The following is a 23,461-nucleotide window of genomic DNA, read 5'->3' on the forward strand; positions in this document are numbered from 1 at the left end:
GGCTACCGGGCGTGGCGGCGAGCCGCTATGCTGCGCGCTTATTCAGTAGGGAGGTCCAGACATGAAATTCGGCCAATACGGCGTGTTCACTTTCACCGATGCGATGGACGGCGCACAGCTGACCGAACTCGCGCAGCGCCTCGAAGCGCTGGGGTATTCGACCCTGTGGTATCCCGAAGCTTTCAACTACGAACCTTTTGCCATCGGCGCCTTCCTGCTCGGCGCCAGCAACAAGCTGGTGGTGGCGAGTGGCATCGCCAACATCTATGCACGCGACGCCGCCTCGTCGGTGATGGGGCACAACAGTCTCAACAAGCTCTACGGCGAGCGCTTCGTGCTGGGCCTGGGCGTGTCTCACGCGCCGCTGGTGTCCGATCTGCGCGGGCACGAGTACAAGCAGCCGGTGGCGACCATGCGCGCCTACCTCGACCGCATGGACCAGGCGTGGAGCGCGCTGGGTGGCGCACCGGGCGAGAAGCGCGTGGTGCTGGCAGCGCTGGGTCCGCAGATGTCCAAGCTTGCCGCTGAACGTACGCTCGGCACTTTCCCCTACAACATCACGCCGGCCCAGGTGGGCTTGTCCAAGACCGCCATGGGCGGCAAGGGCGCCATCATTTGCGAGCAGAAGGTGTGCTTGTGCGAAGACCCGGTGGTGGCGCGCAAGGCCGCGCGCGCCGCGCTGGCGCCCTACATGGGGCTGCCGAATTATTTCAACAACTGGTTCCGGCTCGGTTTCGAGCAGGGCGATCTCAAGGACGGCGGCAGTGACCGCCTGATGGATGCCATGGTGCTGTGGGGTTCGGCCGCCGACATCAAGGCCAAGTTGAAGACGTATTTCGACCACGGCGCGGCGCAGGTCGTGGTGCAGCCGATCCGTGCCGATGGCCAGGCCGGGCCGTGCTGGAAAGCGTTGGAGGCGCTGGCGCCGGGGGCATAGCGGCGTCGCGGTGCGCCGCTCCCTGCGGTCGCACCGCGTAGCGCGTCAGGGCTTGCTCGGCGCGAGGGTCGCGTGTTCCGCCAGGGCGACGCGCAAGTTCGCGAGTGCGCCGGGCAGATCGAAATCCTCCACGCACCTGTCGATTTTCTTCAAGGCCATTGCATCGAGATGCGCGCCGAGTTCGGCGCGCATCTCCCGCCAGTTTTCCACGGCCGACAGGTCGTCCTGCGCAAGCATCGCTTCCAGCGCATCGAGCGCCGTGCGCAACTGCGCCGGCGCGCGCGCGGACGGCTTGGGTGCAGGCGTATCGGTATTGCCGCCGCCGAGCGCCACCTGGACGGCGGCGCCGGCGCGCGCCAACGCCCGTCCGAGTTGTTCGATGTCGCGATCGAGGGCCGCGAGCGGCTCGCCGCGCCGCAGCCTTTGCTCGAGCTGGGCGGCCTGCGCCGCGACCGCTTGCGCGCCGAGGGTCGCTGCCACGCTTTTCAAGGTATGGGCGATGAGTACCGCGTCCTGCAGACGTCCGTCGCTGAGCGCGCCGTGCAGTCGCAGTGCGCCTTCGAGATGATTGGCGACGAAGCGCGACAGCAGTCGATGATAGCTGTCGCGCTTGCCGCCGACGTTACGTAATCCTTGCGCGACTTCGAGGTCCGGCGCCAGCGTATCCATCTGACCCGCGTCGTGCGTGCCAGCCGCGGCCGGCAGGCGCACGGACTGCGTGGCGCCATCGGCCGTGGCGGGCAGCCAGCGTGCCAGCACCGCGAACAGGCGACTCGGATCGACGGGCTTGGCCAGGTGATCGTTCATGCCTGCGTCCAGGCAGCGCTGGCGATCCTCGGCGAAGGCGTTGGCGGTCATGGCCAGGATCGGCACATCGCGACCCTGCGCGCTGGCGCGCAGCCGCCGCGTCGCTTCGAGGCCGTCCATGACCGGCATGTGCATGTCCATGAGGATGAGATCGAAGCGCTGCGCGGCGACCTTGTCCAGGGCTTCCTGACCGTTGCCGGCAAGTTCCACCGCCACGCCGGCTTCCTCCAGCAGCCCCTTGGCCACTTCCTGGTTGATCTCGTTGTCTTCCACCAGCAGCACGCGCGCGCCGGCGCGAATGTCGTGGCGATCGCGCGGCCGCTCGAACTCGTCCAGCAGTGCGCCGCCGCGGCGCAGTCGCACCGTGAACCAGAATTTGCTGCCCACGCCAGGTTCGCTCTCGACACCGGTCTCGCCGCCCATCATGCGCGCCAGGCGGTTGCTGATGGCGAGGCCGAGGCCGGTGCCGCCATACTTGCGCGTGGTCGAGGCCTCGGCCTGTTCAAAGGCCTCGAACAGACGATCCTGGCTTTCGCGACTGATGCCGATGCCGGTGTCCTCTACTTCGAAACGCAGCAGCACCTGGTCCTGCTGTTCGGCCAGCAGTCGAGTGCGCAGGGTGATGCTGCCTCGTTCGGTGAACTTGACGGCATTGCTGAGGTAGTTCACCAGGATCTGTCCGAGCCGCAGCGGATCGCCGATGACCGACAGTTCCTCGACGCACGGATCGAGATCCTGGATGAAGTCGAGCTCTTTCGAGGCGATACGCTCGGACATCATGCTGCGGACGTGGTCCAGCGCGCCGCCCACGCTGAAGGTGGTCTGTTCGAGAGTGAGGCGGTCCGCTTCAATCTTCGAAAGATCCAGAATGTCGTTGATGATGCCGAGCAGGTGCTTGGCCGACATGTTGATCTTGTTGATCTTGTCCAACTGCCGCGCATCGCTGAGGTCGGTCTGCAGCAGGTGCGCGAAGCCGAGAATGGCATTCATCGGCGTGCGGATCTCGTGACTCATGTTGGCGAGGAAGGTGCTCTTGGCCTGGTTGGCCAACTCGGCCGCCGAGCGTGCCTGCTCGAGTTCCTTGGTACGGCGGCGCACCAGCTCTTCGAGGTGGTCGCGATAGCCTTCTAGCTCCTTCTCCTGGCGCTTCTTGGCGGTGATGTCTTCCTTGGTGGCGACGTAGTGGGTGATAGTGCCATCGGCCTGGCGGACCGGCGAGATCTGCGCCCACTCGATGTACTCCGTGCCGTCCTTGCGCTTGTTGACGAATTCGCCGACCCAGCTCTGGCCGTGCACGAGCTTGTCCCACATGGCGGCATACTCCGCGCTCGAGGTGCTGCCCGAACGCAGGATGCGCGGATTCTGGCCATAGGCCTCCTCGGCGCTGTAGCCGGTGATCTCGCAGAACCGCGCGTTGACGTACTCGATGTGGGCGTCGAGATCGGTGATGACGATGCTGTTGGGGCTTTGCTCGACCGCCAGCGACAGCTTGCGCAGCGCGTCCTCGGCCTTACGGCGCTCGGTGATATCGCGCGCGATCTTTGACGCACCGATCACGTGGCCGGCGGCGTCGCGTATCGGTGAAATGGTGGCCGATACGAACAGACGCGATCCGTCCTTGCGCACCCGTTCCGTTTCCAGGTGTTCGACGTTCTTGCCGGCCTTGACCTGTTCGAGAATGAAATCTTCCTCGTCGACACGCTCCTCCGGCAGGATCGCGCGCATCGGACGGCCGAGCATTTCCTCGGCGCTGTAACCGAACATCGCCTCGGCGCCGGGGTTCCAACTGGTCACCATGCCGTCCAGCGACTTGCCGATGATGGCGTCGTCCGACGATTGCACGATGGCCTCGTATTGCTTGGTCTGGGCTTCAATCTTCTTGCGGATCGTGATGTCCAGAAAAATCGTCACCACGCCGATGGTCTCGCCGTGGCGGATGACGGCATGGGTGCTGTATTCCACCGGGAAGCGGCTGCCGCCCTTGCGCTGGAAGAATTCGTCGTCGACGGTCAATGCCTGGCCGTTGGCCGCGACCTGTTGCAGACGGCAGTTCGCGCCCCGGCCGGCGCAATCGGCATGAAACAGGTCATGGCCGACGTGGCCGAGCAGTTCGTCGGCGTCGAAGCCGAGCATGGTGGTGGCGGCGCGGTTGACGAAGACCGTGCGGCCCTCGAGATCCGCGCCGACGATGCCATAGCTCGCGGAATCGAGCAGCAGTCGATTCATTTCCTCGCTCTCGCGCAGACGCTCCTCGGCTTCGCGTCGCGAGGTGATATCAAGGTGGGTGCCGCTCACCACCAGCGGTTGGCCCTGCTCATCGCGTTCGGTGACCCTGCCGCGATCGACTATCCACACCCAGTGGCCGCGCTTGTGACGCATGCGCACGTCGCATTCGTAATGGTCCACCTCACCGGCGAGGTGGCGCGCCAGTTCGGCCTTGGCGCGCGCGAGGTCGTCCGGATGCACGAAGCGTGTCCAGCTGTCGATGGTGAAGGGCACCAGCTCATGGAGTTCATAGCCGAAGATCTGCGCCCAGCGATCGTTGAACACCGCTGCGCCGGTGCGCAGATTCCATTCCCAGGTGCCGGCATTGGTACCATCGATGATGTTCTGCAGGCGCTGACGCTCGGTGGCGAGCTGCTGCTGAGCCCTGACCCGCTCGGTGATGTCCGACCAGATGTTGGACAGGTAATCGCGGCCGTGAATGGACAGCTTCTTGATGCTGACGTGGACGTTGAGCAGGTGGCCGTCCTTGCGCCGGCGCAGGGTATCGAACTGGGCGCCGCCGGCGGCGACGGCCTCGGCGGTGATGCGCTTGATGTCAGCGTCATCGAACTCGCCCTGGATGTCATTCAGACGCAATTGGGAAAATTCGTCGCGGCTGTAGCCGAGGCCCAGGCAGGCGGCATCGTTGAATTCGACGAAGCGAAAGGTCTCGGCGTCCATCAGGGTGATGGCATCGCTGGCCTGCGCGAAAATGGCCTTGATCAGTTCCTCGCGATTGTGTGCGACCTCTTCCAGCTGACGGCGTTTGATGGCGCTGGCGAGGCGCTCGGCGATGGTGTCGATGAGTGCGCGTTCCTCCTCGAGAAAGGGACTGTCACCCGGCGCGGGCAGGGCCGTGGTGTAGGCCACCCGCACTTCGCCGCGCCGCGCGGCGTCCACCACGATGGGGGCGGACAGCGTCGCCGCGCTCGCTTCGTCGTAGGCCCGCCCATACCTGATGCCGTCCCACTCGATGCCCGCAAGCGCCAATTCGGCATGCATCCAGCCGGGCGGCAGCAGCTCGACGACCGCCATCAGCATGTCGGCGAGCGGCTGATCCGAGGTTTCGGTGGCGCGGAACACCGCATGCAGACATTGCTGCTCCTTGACCCGTTCGCCCAGCGCCGCCTGCGTCCTGCGCAGCTCGGTGATGTCGCGCGCAATGCCGAGCACGCCGACCAGCGTGCCGTGGTTGTCGTGCACGGGCGTGCGGGTGACGAGAAACAGCCCCGTGTAGCTGCCGTCGCGGTAGCGCAACCACTCCTCGGTGGTCTGCGCCGCGCCGCGTTGAATGACCAGTCGGTCCTGCGCCTGAAAATGCTCCGCCAGGCGCGGCTCGACGAGATCGAAATCGGTCTTGCCGACAAGCTTCGGCTCGCAATATCCGCACAATCGCGTGAACAGCGGATTGCACAGCATGAACACGCCGTCGGGATCCTTCAGCCAGATCAATTCGGGCGAACTGTCGATCAGGGTTCTGAGGTGCGAGGTGCGCAGCGCGAGCTGCGCGGCGCTGTCGGTGAGTCGCGCCCGCGCACTGCGCAGGCGTGCGACGTTGACCGTCAGACCGAGGATAAGAAGCACGATCAGCGCCGCTGCCAGGGTCATGGCCACCAGCACGGTACGGTGGTCACGCCAGATCTCCGCGAAGGTGATCGGTGGCTCGTTCTCGAACGGCGGCGCGCGCAGGGCGCGCAGCATTTCGCGCACCGGCTCGTAGTAGAAGGGCAGTGTGAATCCCTGGATGCCGAGCTGCTCGGCGAGTTCACCGCCGGCCGGGATGTTCAGCAGCGCGGCCGTGACCTTGACCGCAAGCTGCTCGTCGAGCTGCGGCATGGCGGCCACCGGCCGTTCCGGGTAAAGCCGCGTGGACAGCGCATAGGGGAAATCGGGCTCCTGGCGGGGCGCGATTATCCTGACCGCGCCGGGCTGCAGTTTGCCTTCAGCCTGCATCGCCTCGAGGATGCCGCTGCGCAGGAAGGCCGCATCGACCTTGCCCTCCGTCAGCTCGGCCAGCGCGCGGTCATAGGGCAGGCCGGTGACCACCAGCGTGGCGGAATCGCGGATGTCGATGCCGCTTTTCAATAATTCGTAGGCCTGGGCCTGGAAACCGCCAATGGAATTGGCGTCGGTGATGGCGATGCGTTTGCCTTGCAGGTCCGACAGCTGCTTGACGCGGTTGTCGTCCGCGCGCACCGCGATCGCGCCACCCAGACTGCGCACGCCGCGCGCCAGTGCCGGCGTGGACGCCTTGGCGACGATGCTCGCGAGCGGCGCTGACAGGTCGACGCGGTGCGCGTAGTAGATGTAGTCGGCCGGGTTGGTGATGACCAGGTCGACGGTGCGCGAAATCATGGCCGTCCGCAGTCCGTCGAAGTCATAGATTTTGAGCTGGACGTCGACGTCGGTCAGCACGGATTGCAGGTAGCCGGTGAGGTGTTGCCAGCGGCTGTCCTCCTCGGCGACCGAGCGCAGCGCGAGCACGCCTATGGCGAGCTTTCGCGCGCCGGCGGGCGAGGGCACGCTGTCCAGGGCGAGAGCGCGAGGCGCGGCGCCGAAGGCCGCGGCAAGCAGACATGTCAGCAGCACTGCCCATGCGCCGCGCAGCATGCGCCGACGGGCGGCCATCCAGGGCCCCCTTGCCGCGTGCCTCAGGTCGTCATGGCTCCGCGTTCTACGGTGTTCGCGGCGCGCGGGGCAGGGCTGAAGGGCAGGCATGATTCAGGATACATGGGCATCTTTGTGGCGCGCGGCGACCGCTCGAAAGGCATCGATACTGTCGTTGAAAGCCTGCACCACGTCGGGGTCGAAGTGCTTGCCGTCACCTTCGCGAATGATGTCGCAGGCCGCCTCGATGGTGAACGCCGCCTTGTAGACGCGCCGACTGATGAGCGCATCGAAGACGTCGGCCAGCGCCATGACGCGTGCGCACAGCGGAATTTGCTCGCCTCGAAGTCCTTGCGGGTAGCCGCTGCCGTCCCATTTTTCATGGTGGGAGGCGGCGATCTCCATGGCTACGTAAAGAAAATCCAGGCCCTCCATGTCTTCTTCATTCTGGATGGCGCGCCAGATGGCATCCGCGCCAATCTGGGCGTGGGTCTTCATGACCTCCCACTCCTCGGGCGTCAGCTTGCCGGGCTTGTGCAGAACGCTGTCCGGGATGCCGACCTTGCCGATGTCATGTAATGGCGAGGCCTTGGTATAGGTATCAATGGTGTCGGCGCTGAGCAGGTCCACGTATTTCGGCAAGCGCGCAAGCTGGCGCGAGAGAACGTTGACGTAACCCTGGGTACGCAGGATGTGGTTGCCGGTTTCGTCGTCGCGCGCCTCGGCGAGGCTGGCCAGGGCGCGCATGCTGACGTCGCGCATCATCTGGTTCTGATGCATGCGCCGCGCGACTTCGCGCTCCAGCCAGGCATTCTGATCGCTCAGGCGGTCGCGGGCTTCCTTGAGTTCGAGCTGGCAACGGATGCGCGCCAGCACGATGGCCGGGCGCACCGGCTTGGTGATGTAATCGACGGCGCCCAGCGCGAGCCCGCGTGATTCATCCTCGGTCGCGTTCAGCGCGGTCACGAAGATCACAGGAATGTCGCTGGTGGCCGGGTTGCTCTTGAGGCGGCGCAAGACTTCGTAGCCATCGAGTTCCGGCATCATGATGTCGAGCAGGATGAGGGCCGGCCGTGGCTCGGTTCGAACGGCGGCGAGCGCACGAGCGCCGGAGTTGGCGACACGCACGTGGAAGTGCGGCTTCAAAAGTTCACCGAGGATCGACAGGTTGTCCGGCGTATCATCGACGACAAGAATGGTGGTGCGTCCCTGCTCGCGCCGCGTCGCAGTCTGATCGAGCATTTGCACCCTACCTCCCCCCAGGGTTGGTAGGATGCTACTACAAAAAACAAGGAAATCCGTAGCGGTTGTGGCGCGCGAAGCGGCCTAGCTGCATGAGATTCCCATCTACGATGGATGCCGTACTCCGCGACAGGCGCCTTGCGCGCTCCGACGAGAGGAACTGTCGCCGCGGCCATGGAGAAAATCGCTGTGCGAGATGCATGCAATGAGTGAGTCGTCGAAGGGCAACGAGCGGCGCTGTGTGCTGGTGGTCGACGATGCACCGGAAAACATCGAAATCCTGGCCGGTATCCTGCGAGGCGAATACAAGGTGCGGGTTGCCAACTCCGGCGAGCGGGCGCTGCAGATCATGCAGTCGAACGCGCCGCCGGATCTTGTACTGCTGGACGTGATGATGCCCGTGATGGACGGCTACGAGGTCATACGGCGCGCCAAGTCCGATCCGCGCTCACGCGACATCCCGATCCTGATAGTCAGCGCGGCTGCCGAGCCGGCCAACGAGGAGACCGCCCTTGCGCTGGGCGCGATCGACTTCCTTGCCAAGCCCGTCATCGCGGCGGTGGTCAGGGCGAGGGTCAAGGCCCACCTTGCGCTCAGCGACCGGACGCGCATGCTGCGCGAGCTGTCGGACAAGCTGTCCCATTACCTGTCACCGCAAATCTACCAGCTCATATTCCAGGGCGAGCAGGATGTCACGGTGCCGCCCAAGCGTCGTGAGCTGACGATCTTCTTCTCGGACCTGAAGGACTTCACGCAGACCACCGAGGATCTGCAGCCCGAGGACATGACCTACCTGCTCAATTCCTACCTCGACGAGATGTCGTCCATCGCGCTCGAGTACGGCGCGACCATCGACAAGTTCATCGGCGACGCGATGCTGATCTTCTTTGGCGACCCCGAGAGCCAGGGCGTCAAGGAAGACGCGCTGCGCTGTGTGCGCATGGCCATGTCCATGCAAAGACGCATGGCGGATTTGCAGGCGCGCTGGCGGGATCGCGGCTACGAAAATCCGTTGCGCATGCGCGTCGGCATCAACACCGGCTTTTGCCACGTGGGTAACTTTGGCAGCACGCGGCGCATGGACTACACCGTGATCGGCGCCGAAGTGAACCTCGCGTCACGCCTCGAGCAGGCTTGCGAACCGGACGGCATCCTGTTGTCGTTTGAAACCTTTGCGCTGGTGCAGGACGAAATTCGCGCCGTCGAACAGCCCCTGGTGGCGCTCAAGGGTATTCATCGCGAGGTACGGAGTTTTGCCGTCAGCGGCATCCTGGACGGCGTGGACCACGAACGACGCTACGTGCACAAGAGCCGCCCCGGGTTGCGCGCCGTGCTCGACCTGGATCTTGCGGGGCCCTGGCGCGGGTCGTAGTAGACGATGGACGAACAGGAGGACATGAACGCGCGCGTGAGATACATCGCGGAAGGGCAGCACTTTGCGCGCCATCTCGGCATTGAAGTGCTTGCGATGGACATCGATCACGTGGTGTTGCGTCTGCCGTGGGGCTGCGTCGCTGGTCGACCTGGCAGCGACCTGCGCATGTTGGTCCAACCCGGTGGTGACCGACAGCGCGCGTGGCGCCACGGTGGGTTTCACCATCAACTATCTCAAGCTGGTGGTGGGGTCGAGCCTGACCGCCAGCGGCCGTGTGCGCCGACGCGGCGGCATCCTGTGTGTGGCCGAGGTCAGCGTCGTCAACGAAGCGGGCGAGGAGGTTGCCATCGCCACCATCAATTACAAGCTCGAGCCGCGCGGCGGGCGTTGATCAGCGTCGCGCCGCGAACACCGGAAAGTATAGTGCACGGGCCACGGCGGTGATCCAGCGCACCAGCTCCGAGAACACGGTCGGTTGGCGAGACTCGTCGCCAAGCTCGCTCTGTTCGCCCAACAGGGCCAGCGGCGCGGTGCGCGCATAGAGGGCCGCGCAGCCTATGTAGTGGCCCTGCTGCGCGAGATGAATGCGGTTGACCGTCTCCAGCATGCGCTGGAACAACGCTTCGTTCATGGTCCATACGAAGCGACCATCCACTCGGGCAAGCTGCAGATCGTTCATCCCTTCCCACAGCAGCGCGTCGACGCGGCTGGTGCAGGCACTGGCAAAACTCACGAAGGCGATGAGGCTGCCGCCGCCGATGCGAAAAATGAGTTCGCGGGTGGCGGCCCACAGTTCGTCGATGGTGGCGCGGTCGACGTGGGCGCCGGTCAATTCGCGGTAGGCGCTCGGCAATCGCCACAGGAGATTCCAGCACAGCGTGATGGCGGTGGTGGTGCCGCCCATGACCAGGGTCGGCGCGTTGGCGCCCACCGGGCTGTCTCCGTCGTCGCGGTGGGGCAGCAAGGTGCGCAGCGAAACGAACTGCTCGGCGTCCAGGGAATATTTGAGCGGGCATCCCATACCCTGCGACCGCAGCTCCTTGGCCCACGCGCTGGTCGCCGCATTGAGCAGTTCATTCATCACGCGCATCGGTGCCAGGATGGAAAGCGCGAACAGGTCGTTGCCGGCGCGCGCGCGCAGCTCGGGGTCGCGGCGCGCCATGTCGAGGTCGCGACGTTGTCCTTCGAGCTCGAAACTCATGCCGAGGCCTTGCGGATCGTCGGCGATCAGGCGCGCGACATGCGGCCAGAACGCCTCGATGTAGTCCACGCTCGTATGACTCGCGACCACCGGTGGCGGAATCGGCGGTTCGTTGTGGGAATGGCGCAGACGCGTGAACATGGCGTTCACCGCGTCGAGGATGAGTGCGACTTCATGGGCGCTGGCGGAGGGCGGGTTGGACATGCTTTTCGGCTCGGTTGATGGGGCTGGTTTCGGCGCCGCGTTGATATTCAAGGAGCCGGAATGAAAGAAGGGCCGCAGCGGCGGCCCTCCGTGAGATCGAGTATCCGAGTTCCCTTGCGGGCGCGCGATACCTGGCTCTCAATTCGCTTGCGAAGGCAGCCCCGCCGTTGAATCGAGATCCAAGGTGCACGCGGATACCATGTAAATCTCACTAGACATCGGATCACCTCCTTTTTAGTTCCATGAACGAGCTTCGAGTATCTTACGAAGCGCCGGCGCAGGTAAAGAGGCGATGAAACCGTGGAATTATTTCCTGGGCCGTCGGTCGAGACAGCGCGACCCATCGGTCGCAATCGGGAGCACGCGGATGAGAAATCGGATGATGGCGGCGACTTTGGCGATGCTCGTGTCGGTGTTCAGCAGTGTGGCTCGGGCCCAGGTGCTGGACAGCGCGCAGATCCAGATGTTGCTCAATCAAGCGCAGGACATCGAAGGATGCATGAGCCAGCTCGATGCGGCGGCCACTCGTGACCTGCGGGCGCGCAGCGAGCAGGTGACCGCCGACATCGAGCGCCTGTGCCAGGACGGCAAGCGCGACGAGGCGCAAGCCAAGGCCCTGGCATTTGGCCGCGAGATGGCGGACTCGCCCGCCATGGAGAATCTCCAGCAATGTGTCGGACCGCTGGGCGCGCTGCTGCCGGCGGCGCTGGCGAACCTCAATGGCGATATGAGTGACGAACTGCAGGTGTGCGACGTGCATTGAGGCGTGGCGATTCACGCACAGCAGTTGTGAGCGCCCGGCGCTTGTAGTTCTCCGTCTCGAGCCCCATTGTGGAATTGCCGATATACGGCGTGACACACCAGGCCGCGAGGACGAACGGCAGTGTTGAAGAGTTCGGAATGTGGCGCCGTTTCCACGTCGCGCACAGGCGCCATGCGCGAGGGCGAATATCGCAAACTCGATAGCACGGAGCGTGCGCTGCTGCGCGAGCACCTGCTACGCCTCAGTCCCGAGGATCGCGCGCTGCGTTTTCTGTCCGAGGTCGGTGCCGAGCACATCGAGCAGTACTGCTCGCGGGTCGACGATCACTACCGGCTGGTGATTGGCTATTTCGTCGCGGGCGTCATGCGCGGCGCGGGCGAAATCGTTTTCAATACGGACATCCCGTGGCGCGCCAGTTGTGAAGTGGCCCTTTCGGTCGAGCGGGACTACCAGAACGGCGGCGTGGGCGCCGAGTTGTTGCGGCGTCTGCTGGTGCTGGCGCGCAATCGCGGCGTCAGCAAGGTCACCATGCTGTGCATGCGTAGTAATCGTCGCATGCAGCGTCTGGCCAGGAAATTCGAGGGCGAATTGCATTTCGCCGCGGGAGACGTCGAAGGCACGCTTTATCCGCGCTGGCCCGACGCCGCCTCGCTGTTCGAGGAATCCTGGGAACAGGGCTGCGCGATGTTGAACCTGGTATTCGGCCTCTCGCCGTCGACGCGTCGCCCGCAGCCTGAGACGCCGGTCACGAAAGTGGCCCCGGCATTCAGAAAGGATTAAGTCCGCGAGCCCTATCTTGCATTCACCCGGCGCGAACCTCGCGCCGGGTGGATAAGAGCCCGCATCGCGGGCCAAGGAGTTCGAAATGCGTACCCATGGCTCAAACAAGATTCGCACCATCAGCGCGGTGGGCGCTGGTCTGGTGCTGCTGCTCGGCGCCGGCGGCGCCAGTGCCGACGGTGGGTATCGCGGTCATGGTCATGGTTATGGTCACCGCTACGGCCATCATGGCCACCACGGTCACCACCGCGGCCCGAACGTGAACATCTCGTTCGGTGGTTATGGCGGATACGGCGGTGGCTACGTGGCCTACCCGGCCTACGTGCCGGCCCCGACCGTGGTCTACCGCCAGACCTACGTGGTGCCCACCTATAGTTACCCGCAGCCGGTCTACAGCTACCCGGCGCCGACCTACAGCTACTCACAGCCCTACTACGGCGGTGGGTACGTGAGTCGTGGCCCGACCTTCGGTAACGCAGTCGGCGCCGCGGTCGGCGGCCTGGTCGGTTCTCAGATCGGCCACGGTTCGGGCAATGCGGCCGCGACCGCCGCCGGTGCGGTACTCGGCTTCATGCTGGGTGGTCAGTAAACGTATCGATTTGCTGAACGTCGCGACGACGTACGGCATCTTCTGACGAGGATAGGACGGCGCCTGCGGGCGCCGTCCTTTTTTGCGTGTCTGTCAGCCGCCTTCGATGGCTGGCAAAAAATACACTTCGCTGTCGGGTTTGACGGCTTCCAGGTAGGGGTCCTGGAAAATCTCGCCGTCGACCGCCACCGCGGTGCCGGTGCGAAGGCGTTGTCCGATGCCCGGAAAGCGTTGATCGAGAGCTCTCAACAGCGAACGCACGTCGGAGGCTTCCACCTCAACCTGCGTTTCACCGTTGGCGAAGGCGCGTGCTACGTCCAGCGGCAAGACGACCTTCGCCATCGACGTCTGACCTCAGCCCTTGGACTGGATCTTGGCCAGCAGCTTGGGCGGCGAGATCGGCAGCGAGTCGATGCGCTTGCCCACGGCATGCGAGACCGCGTTGGCGACCGCCGCCAGCGGCGGCACGATCGGCACTTCGCCGACACCACGCACACCGTAGGGATGGCCGGGATTCGGACATTCCACCAGGATGGCGTCGATCATCGGCAGGTCCGAGGCCACCGGCACCCGGTAGTCGAGGAAGCCGGTGTTCAACAGGTTGCCTTCCTTGCTGTACACGTACTCTTCGTTCAGCGCCCAGCCGATGCCCTGCGCGGCGCCGCCCTGCAGCTGGCCTTCGACGTAGGACGGATGGATGGCGGTACCGACGTCCTGGATGGCGGTGTAGCGCAGCACCGTCACGTAGCCCGTTTCCGGATCCACTTCGACGTCGCAGATGTGCGTGCCGAAGCCCGGCCCGGCACCGGCGGCGTTGATGTTGGCCTTGCCGCTGATCGGGCCTCCGGTCTTACCGGCCATGCGCGCGATGTCGGCAATCGACAGCGGCTTGTACTTGTCGGTCTCGATGGCGACGGCCATGCCGTCCTTCCACTCGACCTGGTCGATGTCCACTTCCCAGATCTTGGCGGCGCGCTGACGCAGCTGCTTGACGACGTCCTGCGCGGCTTCGACCACCGCCTTGCCGGTCGCGAACGTCACGCGGCTGCCGCCGGTAAGATCGCTGTAGGGCACCGACTCGGTGTCCGCCACCAAGGGCTTGACGCGCGACACGTCGATGCCGAGCACTTCGGCCGTCATCATCGCCATCGAAGCGCGCGAGCCGCCGATGTCGGGATTGCCTTCGACCACGATCACGGTGCCGTCTTCATTCAAGGCCACCGAGGCGCTGGAATTGCCGCCGATGTTGAACCAGAAACCCGAGGCGATGCCGCGGCCCTGGTTGGGGCCGAGCGGCGTGTTCCAATGCTTGGAAGCCTTGGCCGCCAGCAGGGTTTCCTCGTAGCCGATGGCCAGGAACTTCGGGCCGTAGGGCGCCTTGGTGCCTTCCTTCGCGGCGTTCTTCAAACGCAGTTCCAGCGGGCACATGCCGAGCTTCTCGGCCAGCATGTCCATGGTCGATTCGACGATGAACGCGGCGACCGGCGCGCCGGGGGCGCGATAGGCGGCGGCCTTCGGGCGGTTCACCACCACGTCGTAACCGACGGCGCGCATGTTCTTGATGTCGTACGGCGTGGTGCCGGTCATGCAACCGAGCATCACCGGCGAGCCCGGGAAGGCGCCCGCTTCGTATTCCATCTCGAGGTCGGCGGCAGTGATGGTGCCGTCCTTCTTCGCGCCGATCTTGCAGCGGCCATGGCCGCCCGAGGTCGGGCCGGTGGCGCGGAACACTTCGTCGCGGGTCATGACCATCTTGACCGGACGACCGGACTTCCGGGCCAGCGCCACGGCCAGCGGTTCGAGGTAGACGACCGTCTTGCCGCCGAAGCCGCCGCCGATTTCGGCCGGAATGACCTTGATCTTGGAGATGTCCATGCCGCACAGCTTGGCGACATAGGCACGCACCATGAACTGGCCCTGGCTGCTTGCCCACACGGTCGCCATGCCGTCGGCGCTCATGCTGGCCACGCAGGCATGGGGTTCGATGTAACCCTGGTGCACGGTTTCAGTGGTGAACTCGTGCTCGACGATGACCTCGGCTTCGGCGAAGCCCGCCGCCAGGTCGCCCAGCGCGAACTCGCTGCGCGCGGCGACATTCGACGGCTTCTCCGGCGCCGGCTTGACGCCCTTGGTGATCTGGTCGTCGTGCAGCAGCGGCGCCTTGGGATCCATGGCCTGCTTCCAGGTCATGACCGGCTTCAGCACCTGGTATTCGACTTCGATGAGTTCGGCTGCGCGCGCCGCGATCTCGGGCGTGGTCGCCGCCACGGCCGCCACCGCATGGCCGTCATACAGGGCCTTCTTGCGCGCGATGACGTTCAGCGACATGTCGTGGAAGCTCACCGTCACTTCGCCGGCGGCGATGTCGCCCGGCCCGAGTTCGGGGAAGTCGGCGGCGGTGATCACGGCCTTCACGCCCGGCAGGGCGAGTGCCTTCTTGACGTTGATGGACTTGATCTTGGCGTGCGCATGCGGACTGCGCACCACGCGGCCATGAATCATGTCGGCGACATTCAGATCGGCGCCGAAGTTGGCGCGACCGGTGACCTTGTCGACGCCGTCGGGACGTACCGGACGGGTACCGATGACGCGGTACTTGCCCTTGCCTTCGCCCAGCACCTTGTTCTGCTTCTCTTCGTTACCCATGGTTCATGCTCCTCGCATTTCAGCAGCGGCGTTCATGACGGCCTTGATGATCTTGTCGTAGCCCGTGCAGCGGCACAGATTGCCGGCCAGCCAGTAACGGGCTTCGGTTTCGGTCGGGTTGGGGTTCTTTTCCAGCAGTGCCTTGGTGGCGACGATGAAGCCCGGCGTGCAGATGCCGCATTGCAGGGCCGCTTCGCTGAGGAAGTGCTTCTGGATGGTGTGCAGCTGATCGCCATCGGCAACGCCTTCGATGGTGTCGATGGTGGCGCCTTGCGCTTCCACGCCCAGCACCAGGCAAGAGCACACCAGGCGGTTGTTGACCATCACGCTGCAGGCGCCACAGTCACCGGAACCACAGCCTTCCTTGCTGCCGGTGAGATTCAGTTCGTCGCGCAGCACATCCAGCAGGGTCTGCTGGGTGTCACACAAAAACTCGGCCGGGTCGCCATTGATGGTGGCGGAAATGTGATGCTTGCTCATGCGTTCTTCCTCGCGCGTTCGAGAGCGATAAGCGCCGCGCGGCGCGCCAACACGCCGGCAACCTTGGTGCGGAATTCGATGGTGCCGCGTTTGTCGTCAATCGGGTCGCAGGCGGCGCTGGCGGCCGCGGCCAGCGCATCGAGCGCGGCATCGTCGACCTTGGTGCCGATCAGCGCCTTGGCGGCAGCCTTGACCAGTAACGGCCTCGGTGCGACCGCGCCCAGCGCGACGCGCGCGTCGGTGCACACGCCCTTGGCGTCCAAGGTCAGATTGACGGCGGCGCCGACCACCGCGATATCCATTTCGGTGCGCGGAATGAAACGCAGGTAGGCATCGCCGGAGCGCTTGGCGCGCTTGGGCAGGTTGATGCTGACCACGAACTCGCCGGACTTCAACGAGGTCTTGCCGGGACCGGTGACGATGTCTTCGACCTTGGCGTCGCGCGTGCCCTTGGCGCCGGCGATGGTGACGGTGGCGCCGGCCGCGATCATGCCCGGCACGCTGTCGGCGGCGGGCGAACCGTTGCACAGGTTGCCGCCCAGCGAGGCGCGGCCCTGGATCTGGGTCGAACCGATCAGCTCGAATCCTTCCAGCACGCCTGGCCAGGTGGCGCGGAAATCCGCGTCCTCACCGAGCTCGGCGCCGGATACCGCCGCTCCGATACGGTAGCCGCCCTTGTCCTTCTTGACCTTGCGCAGCTCGGGAATGTGCTTGATGTCGACCAGCGTGTTGGCGTTCACGCGCCCGGCGCGCAGTTGCACCAGCAGATCGGTTCCGCCTGCAAGTACCTTGGCTTTGCCCTTCGCGGCATCGAGTGCCTTGACGGCGGCAGCCACGGTTGCGGGCGCGGCATATTGGATTTCGGCCACGTCTCCCCCTTATTGGAAGTTCTTCGGTTCGTGAAAGTCCCATTGTCACGTGAGTGTGACCTCTGTTAGTCGTCGTTCCCTGCATATTTGTCACGAGCTTCACGCCCCCGGCAAACGCAGCACGCCCTTGGCGATGATGTTGCGCTGGATCTCGTTCGAGCCGCCGTAGATGGTGGCCGGCCGCGCATTGTAGAACTGGCTCATGACGTCCACCTGCGCACCGTTGAAATCGAGTTTGCCCAGCGTCGCGCCGTGGGCGCCGGCCGCTTCGACCATCAACTCGCTGAGCCGGGCAAAGGTCTCGGTCGCCCAGATTTTGAGCAGTGAGACATCCGGTCCCAAGGGTTCGCCGCGTCTTACGATCGCGGCGAAGTGCTGGTAGATGGATTCGAGGTCCAGCACATCGAGTTTGAGGCGCGTCAGGCGCTCGGCGAAGGCCGCGTCGTCACACAGGTTGCAGGCCTCGGCGAGCGCTTCCAGGCGCATCAAGGCATATTGTGATTGTTTCGGGCTGCCGATGAAAATACGCTCGAAAGTGAGTAGTGCCTTGGCGATCGTCCAGCCCTGGTTCAAGCCGCCCACCAGGCAGTTGGCCGGTACCCGCACGCTGTCCAGGAACACCTCGCAGAACTCTTCGTGGCCGGCGATATTGCGTATCGGTCGGATGGTCACGCCCGGCTGGTCGAGATCGATGAGGAAGAAGCTGATGCCTTCCTGCTGTTTGCCGGTCTTGTTGGTGCGCGCCAGGCAGAACATGTGGGTGGCGTCCTGGGCGAGGGTGGTCCAGGTTTTCTGGCCGTTGATGACGAACTCGTCGCCGTCCGCCAGCGCCTCGGTCTTGAGGCTGGCGAGATCCGATCCCGCATTCGGCTCGGAATAGCCCTGGCACCAGATCTCCTCGCCGGCCAGGATTTTCGGCAGGTAGCGCGCGCGCTGCTCAGGCGTGCCGTGGCGGATCAGCAGCGGCCCCACCATCTGGATGCCCATGTCGGGCGCGCGGCCGATGCCCCAGCGTTCCTGCTCTTCGATGAAGATCAGGAGCTTGGCCGGCGACAAACCCATACCGCCGTGTTCCGCCGGCCACGCCGGCGCCACCCAGCCCTGGCGTGCAAGCTTGAGATACCAGGGCTTGATTTCGGCCCAACGTGGACGCCGCGAGGGATAGCGCATGTCAGCCGGGTATTCAGCCTCGAACCAGCGCCTGACGATACCGCGAAAATCCTCGTCGCCGATGCTGTCCCACTGGCCGTTGGGCGGCGCGCTCGGCAGGCTGCCCGATTGGCTTGCGCCGTCTTCCAGGCTGCCACTGACCAGGCCCGCCAGGCGGCGGCTGTGGAAGGAGGTGTTGCCGAGCCGCGCGGCCAGCACCAGCGCGCGATTCAAGAACAGGCCGACGTCGCATTCGTCGGTGTACCCGATGCCGCCGTGCAACTGCACGGCCTGGCGGGCGATGATGAGGGCCGCCTCGTTGGCGCGATACTTGGCGCGGCTCGCGGCGCTGGCGCGCGCGCTGTCATCCGTTGCCGCGTCGAAATCACGCAGCGCCTCGTCGACCACCGCCGCGGCCAGGGCCTGCTGGATGTAGAGATCCACCGCGCGGTGCTGCAAGGCCTGGAAGCTGCCGATGGGCTTGCCGAACTGTTGACGGGTGCGCAGGTAATCGATGGTGGTATCGAAAATCTGCGCGGCGAGACCGACCAGGTAGCTGGCGGTGGCGAGTCGCGACAGTTCGCGCGCGGCCTTGAGGGCGGCGTCGGCGGCGGCCCCACGAGCGAGCACGGCGTCGGACCCGATGACGACATCGCGACACACCAGGGCCGCGGCCTGGGTGCCATCGGCGAGGCTGCGTGCACTCAGACTCAGCCCCGCGGCGTCACGCGCGCAGCACACCACAGCGGGCTGGCCATCGAGGCTCACCGTCAACAGGAAGCCGTCGACATCGGTCGCCAGCGGCAGATCGGCGACCTCGCCTTTCAGCACGTAGCCGTCGGCCTGGCTGCGCGCCTCGATGCCGCGTGGCGCGCGCGCCGCGAACTCCGCATCTTCGGCGAGCGCGCACACCAGCACCGAGGTGCCGCCGATCACGTCGGCCAGCAGGGCATCGGCCGCGGCGCTGCCGCAGGCGCCGAGCATGGCCACCGCGCCCACGCCGGTCTCGATCATCGGCTCGGGCGCCAGCACCCGTCCCAATTGGCGACACACCACGCCGACGGCCTGCGCGCCGAGGCCAAGCCCGCCGGCGGACTCCGGCGCGAGGATGCCGCCCCAGCCGAGCTCGCACATGTCGCTCCACAGCTTGCGATCGAAGGCCGGGCTCGCTCCGCGCAGCGCGCGCAGACGCGTCACCACCAAGCGAGCGTCGGCAGAAATCGGCGGCGCTGTCGCGCAACATGTCGAGCATCGCGAAGGGCTCGTTGTCGGTGGGCACGGCGGCGTGCGCGGAATCGCTCATGGCGGGAATGCTCCAAAATCGGGGGTCGAAACCAGGCTGGCCAGCGATGATAAAGTGCCGGGCAGTACAAAGAAACGCTGCGCGTCCCACCTGAACGCGCGCCGCGCCCGTCATCAGCCAGGGGAAGTCATGCAGCCACAACTCGTCAAGCTCGACATCGTCGAGGAATACATCGCCGTCGTGCGGTTCGCCAATCCGCCGGTCAATGCCCACAGCCAGCAACTGCTGGAAGAAACCGCCTACGTGTTCGACACCATCAGCGATCGTGACGACATCCGCGTCGCGGTGCTGACCGGCGAAGGCAAGACCTTCTGCGCCGGCGCGGACATCAAGGAGCGGGTCGGCACCGCGCCCGAGGCCGGCGGTCACTGGCAACGCAGCCGCCGCGCGCGCGAGGCCTATCACAGCATCATGGAATGCCGGAAGCCGGTGATCGCCGCCATCAACGGCGTGGCGCTGGGTGGCGGCCTGGCCTTCGTCGCTTCGTGCGACATCCTGGTGGCGGCCGAAACCGCCTGCATCGGCCTGCCCGAGATCGACGTCGGCCTGTTGGGCGGCGGTCGCCATGCGCAACGCCTGTTCGGACATTCGCGCCTGCGGCGCATGATGCTGACCGGCATGCGCGTATACGGGCCGGAGCTGTACCGCCTGGGCGTGGTCGAGGCGTCGGTGCCGCTCGCCGAGCTCATGGAGACGGCGCTCGGCATCGCGCGCGAGATCGCCGGCAAGAGCCCGCTTGCCATCGGCCTCGCCAAGCATGCGCTCAACAACATCGAAGAAATGACCTTGCGCGATGGTTACCGCTTCGAGCAGACCATGACCGGCCAACTGAGCCTCACCGAGGATTCGAAAGAGGCGATGCGCGCCTTCGTGGAGAAGCGCAAACCGGTGTTTCGCGGTAAATGAGCGAGGATTTGAACGCGCTGCTGCGCGCGGTGCCGTCCATCGACGAGTTGCTGCGCGCTGACGAATTGCAGGGCGCGTTGGCCGACGGCGGCCACGCCCTGGTGGCAGGCGTGGTGCGCGAGGTGGTCGATGATGCGCGTGCCGCCATCAAGCGCGAAGGCCAGGCCGCGCGCGAGGCGCTGGCCGGCGCGGCCTTGATCGCTGAAAGCCGGCGGCGCGTGGCGGCGCTGCTGGCGCCGTCCCTGCGACGCGTCTTCAATCTTACCGGCACCGTGCTGCACACCAATCTCGGTCGTGCGCCGCTGCCCGACGAAGCCATCGCCGCCATGACCGCGGTGGCATCCGGCGCCAGCAATCTCGAATATGAGCTCGGCAGCGGTCGCCGCGGCGATCGCGACGTGCACGTGGAGCAATGGATCTGTCGCCTGACCGGCGCCGAGGCCGCGACCGTGGTCAACAACAACGCCGCTGCCGTGCTGCTGGTGTTGAACACCCTCGCCAAGGGCAAGGAGGTGCTCGTATCGCGCGGTGAACTCGTCGAGATCGGCGGCGCGTTCCGTATTCCCGACGTCATGACGCGCGCCGGCGCGCGCATGGTCGAAGTCGGCACCACCAATCGCACGCATCGCGCGGACTTCGGCAATGCCATGAATGCGCGCACCGCGCTGCTGATGAAAGTGCATGCCAGCAACTACGCCATCAGTGGCTTCACCGCCGCGGTGCCTGAAGCGGAACTCGCCGCGCTGGCGCATGGCGCCGAACTGCCGTTCGCGGTCGACCTCGGCAGCGGCACTTTGCTGGACCTCACGCAGTTCGGCCTGCCGCGCGAGCCGACGGTGGCCAGCACCCTGGCAGGCGGCGCGGATCTGGTGACCTTCAGCGGCGACAAGCTGCTGGGCGGGCCGCAGGCAGGCATCATCGCGGGGCGCAAGGATCTCGTCGCGCGTTTGAAGCGCAATCCTTTGAAGCGCGCGCTGCGCGTCGACAAGATGACGCTCGCGGCCCTGGCCGCGGTGCTGCGCCTGTATGCCGATCCGGCCGTGGCGGTGGCGCGCGTGCCAACGTTGCGTCTGCTGACGCGCAAAGCCGACGATATCGGCGCGGCCGCCTCACGCGTCGCACCCGCCGTGGCCGGCGCGCTCGGCGCGCGCGCCGTGGTTGAAGTTCAAGCGTGTCACAGCCAGATCGGCAGCGGCGCGTTGCCGGTCGACCTGTTGGCGAGTTTCGCGCTGGCCATCCGCCTGCCGGGGCGCGGCGGCCGAGCGCTCGAGCAGCTGGCACGCGCGCTGCGTGCGCTGCCGGTGCCGGTGATAGGGCGCATCGCCGACGACGCCCTGCTGCTCGATCTGCGTACGCTCGACGATGAAGCGACTTTCAGCGCGCAGTTCGCGCGCTTCGATTGGGCGGCAACGCCATGATCATCGCCAGCGCCGGCCATGTCGATCATGGCAAGACCGCCCTGGTGCGTGCGCTCACCGGCGTCGACACCGATGCCCTGCCCGAGGAGAAGGCGCGCGGCCTGACCATCGAACTCGGCTTCGCCTATCACGATCTCGGCGACGGCAGCGCCACGGGGTTCATCGACGTGCCCGGCCACGAGCGCTTCATTCGCACCATGGTGGCGGGTGTCAGTGGCATCGACGTGGTGATGTTCGTGATCGCGGCGGACGACGGCCCGATGCCGCAGACCGCCGAGCATCTTGCCATTCTCGAATTGCTGGGCGTGACGCGCGGCGTGGTGGCCTTGAGCAAGGTCGATCGCGTCAGCGAAGCGCGGGTTGCCGAAGTCAGTGCGCTCATTCGTCGCCTGCTGGCGCCGACCGCCTTGCGCGACTGCACCATCGTGCCGGTATCGGCGCTGCAGAACATCGGCATCGATACCTTGCGCGGCGAACTCCTGGCCCTGCAACGCAGCTTGCCGCCACGTGCCGTCGAGGGCAATTTCCGTCTCGCCGTCGACCGCAGTTTTCTCCTGAAAGGCGCCGGACGCGTCGTCACCGGCACGGTGTTCAGCGGTGACATCGGCGTCGGCGACGCGGTATGGCACGTGCCGGACGGCGGCGAGCTGCGCGTGCGCGGCATGCATGTACACAACCGCGAGGCGCAGCGCGCGAGCGCCGGTCAGCGCTGCGCGTTGAACGTCAGCGGCGCGGGCCTGCGCGACGTCGAGATCCGGCGTGGGGACTGGATGGTGGCCGAGCCGGTCGCGTCGTCGACGCGGCGCATCGATGTCGAAGTGCGGGTACTCGCCGACGAGCCGCGCGCGCTGGCCAATCGCACGCCGGTGCACGTGCATATCGGCGCCGCCGATGTCACCGGTCGGCTGGTCACCCACGACGGCGGCGACATTGCGCCCGGCGCCAGCGCACTCGCGCAGATCATGCTCGACCATGCGTTGCACACCTTGCGCGGCGACCGCCTGGTGCTGCGCGACCAGTCGGCGCGCCGCACCGTGGGCGGCGGCGTGGTGATCGATCCCGCGCCCGACATGCGTAGTCGCAATCGCGACGAGCGGCGCGCCTTCCTCGAGGCCATGGCCGAGCCCAACGCGCAGCTTGCGCTGCCGGCGGCGCTGGCGGCCCTGCCCGGTGGCTTGGATCTCGCCGCCTTCATGCGCAACTGGAATCTCGATGCCACGCAACGCGCGGCCTTGTTGCAGACGCCCGGATTGAGACTGTGCGGTTCGCCGGATCTCGCCATCGGCGACGCGCACTGGCAACGCCTCGAGGCGCTCACCCTGGACGCCTTGGGCGAGCAACACCGCGCTCACCCGGAACGCCTCGGCGCGGGCGAGCGTGAACTCGAGAAAGGCCTGCGCGCGCGCCTTCTGCGCGGCGTGTTCGCGGCCCTCATCGACAGCCTGGTCGGCGCCGGCAGGGTGGTGCGCGACGGCGCGGTGTTGCGCTTGCCGACCCACAGCGCGCGCCGCTCGGCGGCCGACGATGCGTTGTGGAAGCGCGTGCAGCCGCTGTTGGCGAGCGATGCCATGAAGGCGCCGGTGGTGCACGATCTCGCGGCCGCGCTCAATCACAATCACAGCCTGCTCGAAGCCTTCCTCATCCGCGTTGCCAAGCAGGGACTGGTGGTGAAGGTCAGCGCCAAGCGCTATTTCCTGCCGACGGCCATGGCGCGCTTCGAGCAGCTGGTGCGCGAACTGACGCAGGGCGGCGGCAAGTTCAGCGCCGCGGATTTTCGCGACCGCGCCGGCGTCGGGCGCAACGCGGTCATCGAGATCCTCGAATACTTCGACCGCATCGGCCTGACCCATCGCAGCGGCGACCAACGTTCGCTGCTCGATACCAAGCGTCGCGGATGACGCGACGCGTACGCAACCCTCC

At 65.9% G+C, this 23,461-nt stretch carries 17 protein-coding genes; 9 read left to right on the plus strand and 8 right to left on the minus strand.

What is annotated here, in order from left to right; genetic code table 11:
• The first annotated feature begins 61 nt into the window (after positions 1-61).
• Positions 62-937 (plus strand): TIGR03620 family F420-dependent LLM class oxidoreductase, encoded by an 876-nt coding sequence (locus tag IPM80_02520; protein MBK8957314.1) that lies wholly within the window; start codon positions 62-64, stop codon positions 935-937.
• Between the two features lie 45 nt (positions 938-982).
• Here IPM80_02520 and IPM80_02525 read toward each other — a convergent pair whose 3' ends face one another.
• Both IPM80_02525 and IPM80_02530 read right to left on the minus strand, forming a co-directional pair.
• On the minus strand, positions 983-6,637 hold the full coding sequence (locus IPM80_02525) for a PAS domain S-box protein (protein MBK8957315.1): 5,655 nt from the start codon (positions 6,635-6,637) through the stop codon (positions 983-985).
• Between the two features lie 93 nt (positions 6,638-6,730).
• Positions 6,731-7,858, minus strand: coding sequence for a two-component system response regulator (locus tag IPM80_02530; GenBank protein ID MBK8957316.1), 1,128 nt, complete (start codon positions 7,856-7,858; stop codon positions 6,731-6,733).
• 205 nt (positions 7,859-8,063) lie between these two features.
• On the opposite strand from IPM80_02530, the gene IPM80_02535 reads away from it, so the two are divergent.
• The gene (locus IPM80_02535) at positions 8,064-9,230 is read left to right on the plus strand and encodes a response regulator (GenBank protein MBK8957317.1); all 1,167 of its coding nucleotides are present in this window, start codon (positions 8,064-8,066) and stop codon (positions 9,228-9,230) included.
• Positions 9,231-9,321: 91 nt separating this feature from the next.
• Complete coding sequence (locus IPM80_02540; protein ID MBK8957318.1) at positions 9,322-9,624, plus strand: PaaI family thioesterase; 303 nt, start codon at positions 9,322-9,324, stop codon at positions 9,622-9,624.
• On the opposite strand, the gene IPM80_02545 is transcribed toward IPM80_02540, so the two are convergent.
• Entirely contained in the window at positions 9,625-10,638 is a 1,014-nt protein-coding gene (locus IPM80_02545; protein ID MBK8957319.1) for a hypothetical protein, read from the minus strand. It lies immediately after the preceding gene.
• 292 nt (positions 10,639-10,930) lie between these two features.
• Here IPM80_02545 and IPM80_02550 point away from each other — a divergent pair, with 292 nt between their 5' ends.
• From IPM80_02550 to IPM80_02560, 3 genes are all read left to right on the plus strand, one after another.
• Entirely contained in the window at positions 10,931-11,401 is a 471-nt protein-coding gene (locus IPM80_02550; protein ID MBK8957320.1) for a hypothetical protein, read from the plus strand.
• A 171-nt stretch (positions 11,402-11,572) separates the two neighbouring features.
• A complete protein-coding gene (locus IPM80_02555; protein MBK8957321.1) occupies positions 11,573-12,181 on the plus strand; it encodes a GNAT family N-acetyltransferase in 609 nt (202 codons plus the stop codon).
• Positions 12,182-12,266: 85 nt separating this feature from the next.
• A complete protein-coding gene (locus tag IPM80_02560; protein MBK8957322.1) occupies positions 12,267-12,770 on the plus strand; it encodes a glycine zipper 2TM domain-containing protein in 504 nt (167 codons plus the stop codon).
• A 93-nt stretch (positions 12,771-12,863) separates the two neighbouring features.
• Here the strand turns inward: IPM80_02560 and IPM80_02565 are convergent, their stop codons facing one another.
• The 5 genes from IPM80_02565 to IPM80_02585 all read right to left on the minus strand — a co-directional run bounded on the left by IPM80_02565 (position 12,864) and on the right by IPM80_02585 (position 19,117).
• The gene (locus IPM80_02565) at positions 12,864-13,112 is read right to left on the minus strand and encodes a MoaD/ThiS family protein (GenBank protein ID MBK8957323.1); all 249 of its coding nucleotides are present in this window, start codon (positions 13,110-13,112) and stop codon (positions 12,864-12,866) included.
• Between the two features lie 12 nt (positions 13,113-13,124).
• Positions 13,125-15,416 carry a xanthine dehydrogenase family protein molybdopterin-binding subunit gene (locus IPM80_02570; GenBank protein MBK8957324.1) on the minus strand — a complete coding sequence of 764 codons (2,292 nt, stop codon included), beginning with the start codon at positions 15,414-15,416 and terminating at the stop codon, positions 13,125-13,127.
• Between the two features lie 3 nt (positions 15,417-15,419).
• On the minus strand, positions 15,420-15,896 hold the full coding sequence (locus IPM80_02575) for a (2Fe-2S)-binding protein (GenBank protein MBK8957325.1): 477 nt from the start codon (positions 15,894-15,896) through the stop codon (positions 15,420-15,422).
• Positions 15,893-16,756: a xanthine dehydrogenase family protein subunit M gene (locus IPM80_02580; GenBank protein MBK8957326.1), complete on the minus strand. Its 864-nt coding sequence runs from the start codon at positions 16,754-16,756 to the stop codon at positions 15,893-15,895. Before IPM80_02580 ends, IPM80_02575 begins: the two co-directional genes overlap by 4 nt.
• 108 nt (positions 16,757-16,864) lie before the next feature.
• Entirely contained in the window at positions 16,865-19,117 is a 2,253-nt protein-coding gene (locus IPM80_02585; protein MBK8957327.1) for an acyl-CoA dehydrogenase family protein, read from the minus strand.
• Positions 19,118-19,346: 229 nt separating this feature from the next.
• On the opposite strand from IPM80_02585, the gene IPM80_02590 reads away from it, so the two are divergent.
• The 3 genes from IPM80_02590 to selB are packed head-to-tail and all read left to right on the plus strand — an operon-like array spanning position 19,347 to position 23,439.
• A complete protein-coding gene (locus tag IPM80_02590; GenBank protein MBK8957328.1) occupies positions 19,347-20,123 on the plus strand; it encodes an enoyl-CoA hydratase/isomerase family protein in 777 nt (258 codons plus the stop codon).
• Positions 20,120-21,541, plus strand: coding sequence for an L-seryl-tRNA(Sec) selenium transferase (locus tag IPM80_02595; GenBank protein ID MBK8957329.1), 1,422 nt, complete (start codon positions 20,120-20,122; stop codon positions 21,539-21,541). The genes IPM80_02590 and IPM80_02595 overlap by 4 nt, the downstream gene beginning before the upstream one ends.
• The gene (gene selB / locus IPM80_02600) at positions 21,538-23,439 is read left to right on the plus strand and encodes a selenocysteine-specific translation elongation factor (protein MBK8957330.1); all 1,902 of its coding nucleotides are present in this window, start codon (positions 21,538-21,540) and stop codon (positions 23,437-23,439) included. The genes IPM80_02595 and selB overlap by 4 nt, the downstream gene beginning before the upstream one ends.
• The last annotated feature ends 22 nt before the right edge of the window (positions 23,440-23,461 follow it).

It is taken from the genome of Pseudomonadota bacterium (genome assembly GCA_016719885.1).
In the GTDB taxonomy this organism is placed as follows: domain Bacteria; phylum Pseudomonadota; class Gammaproteobacteria.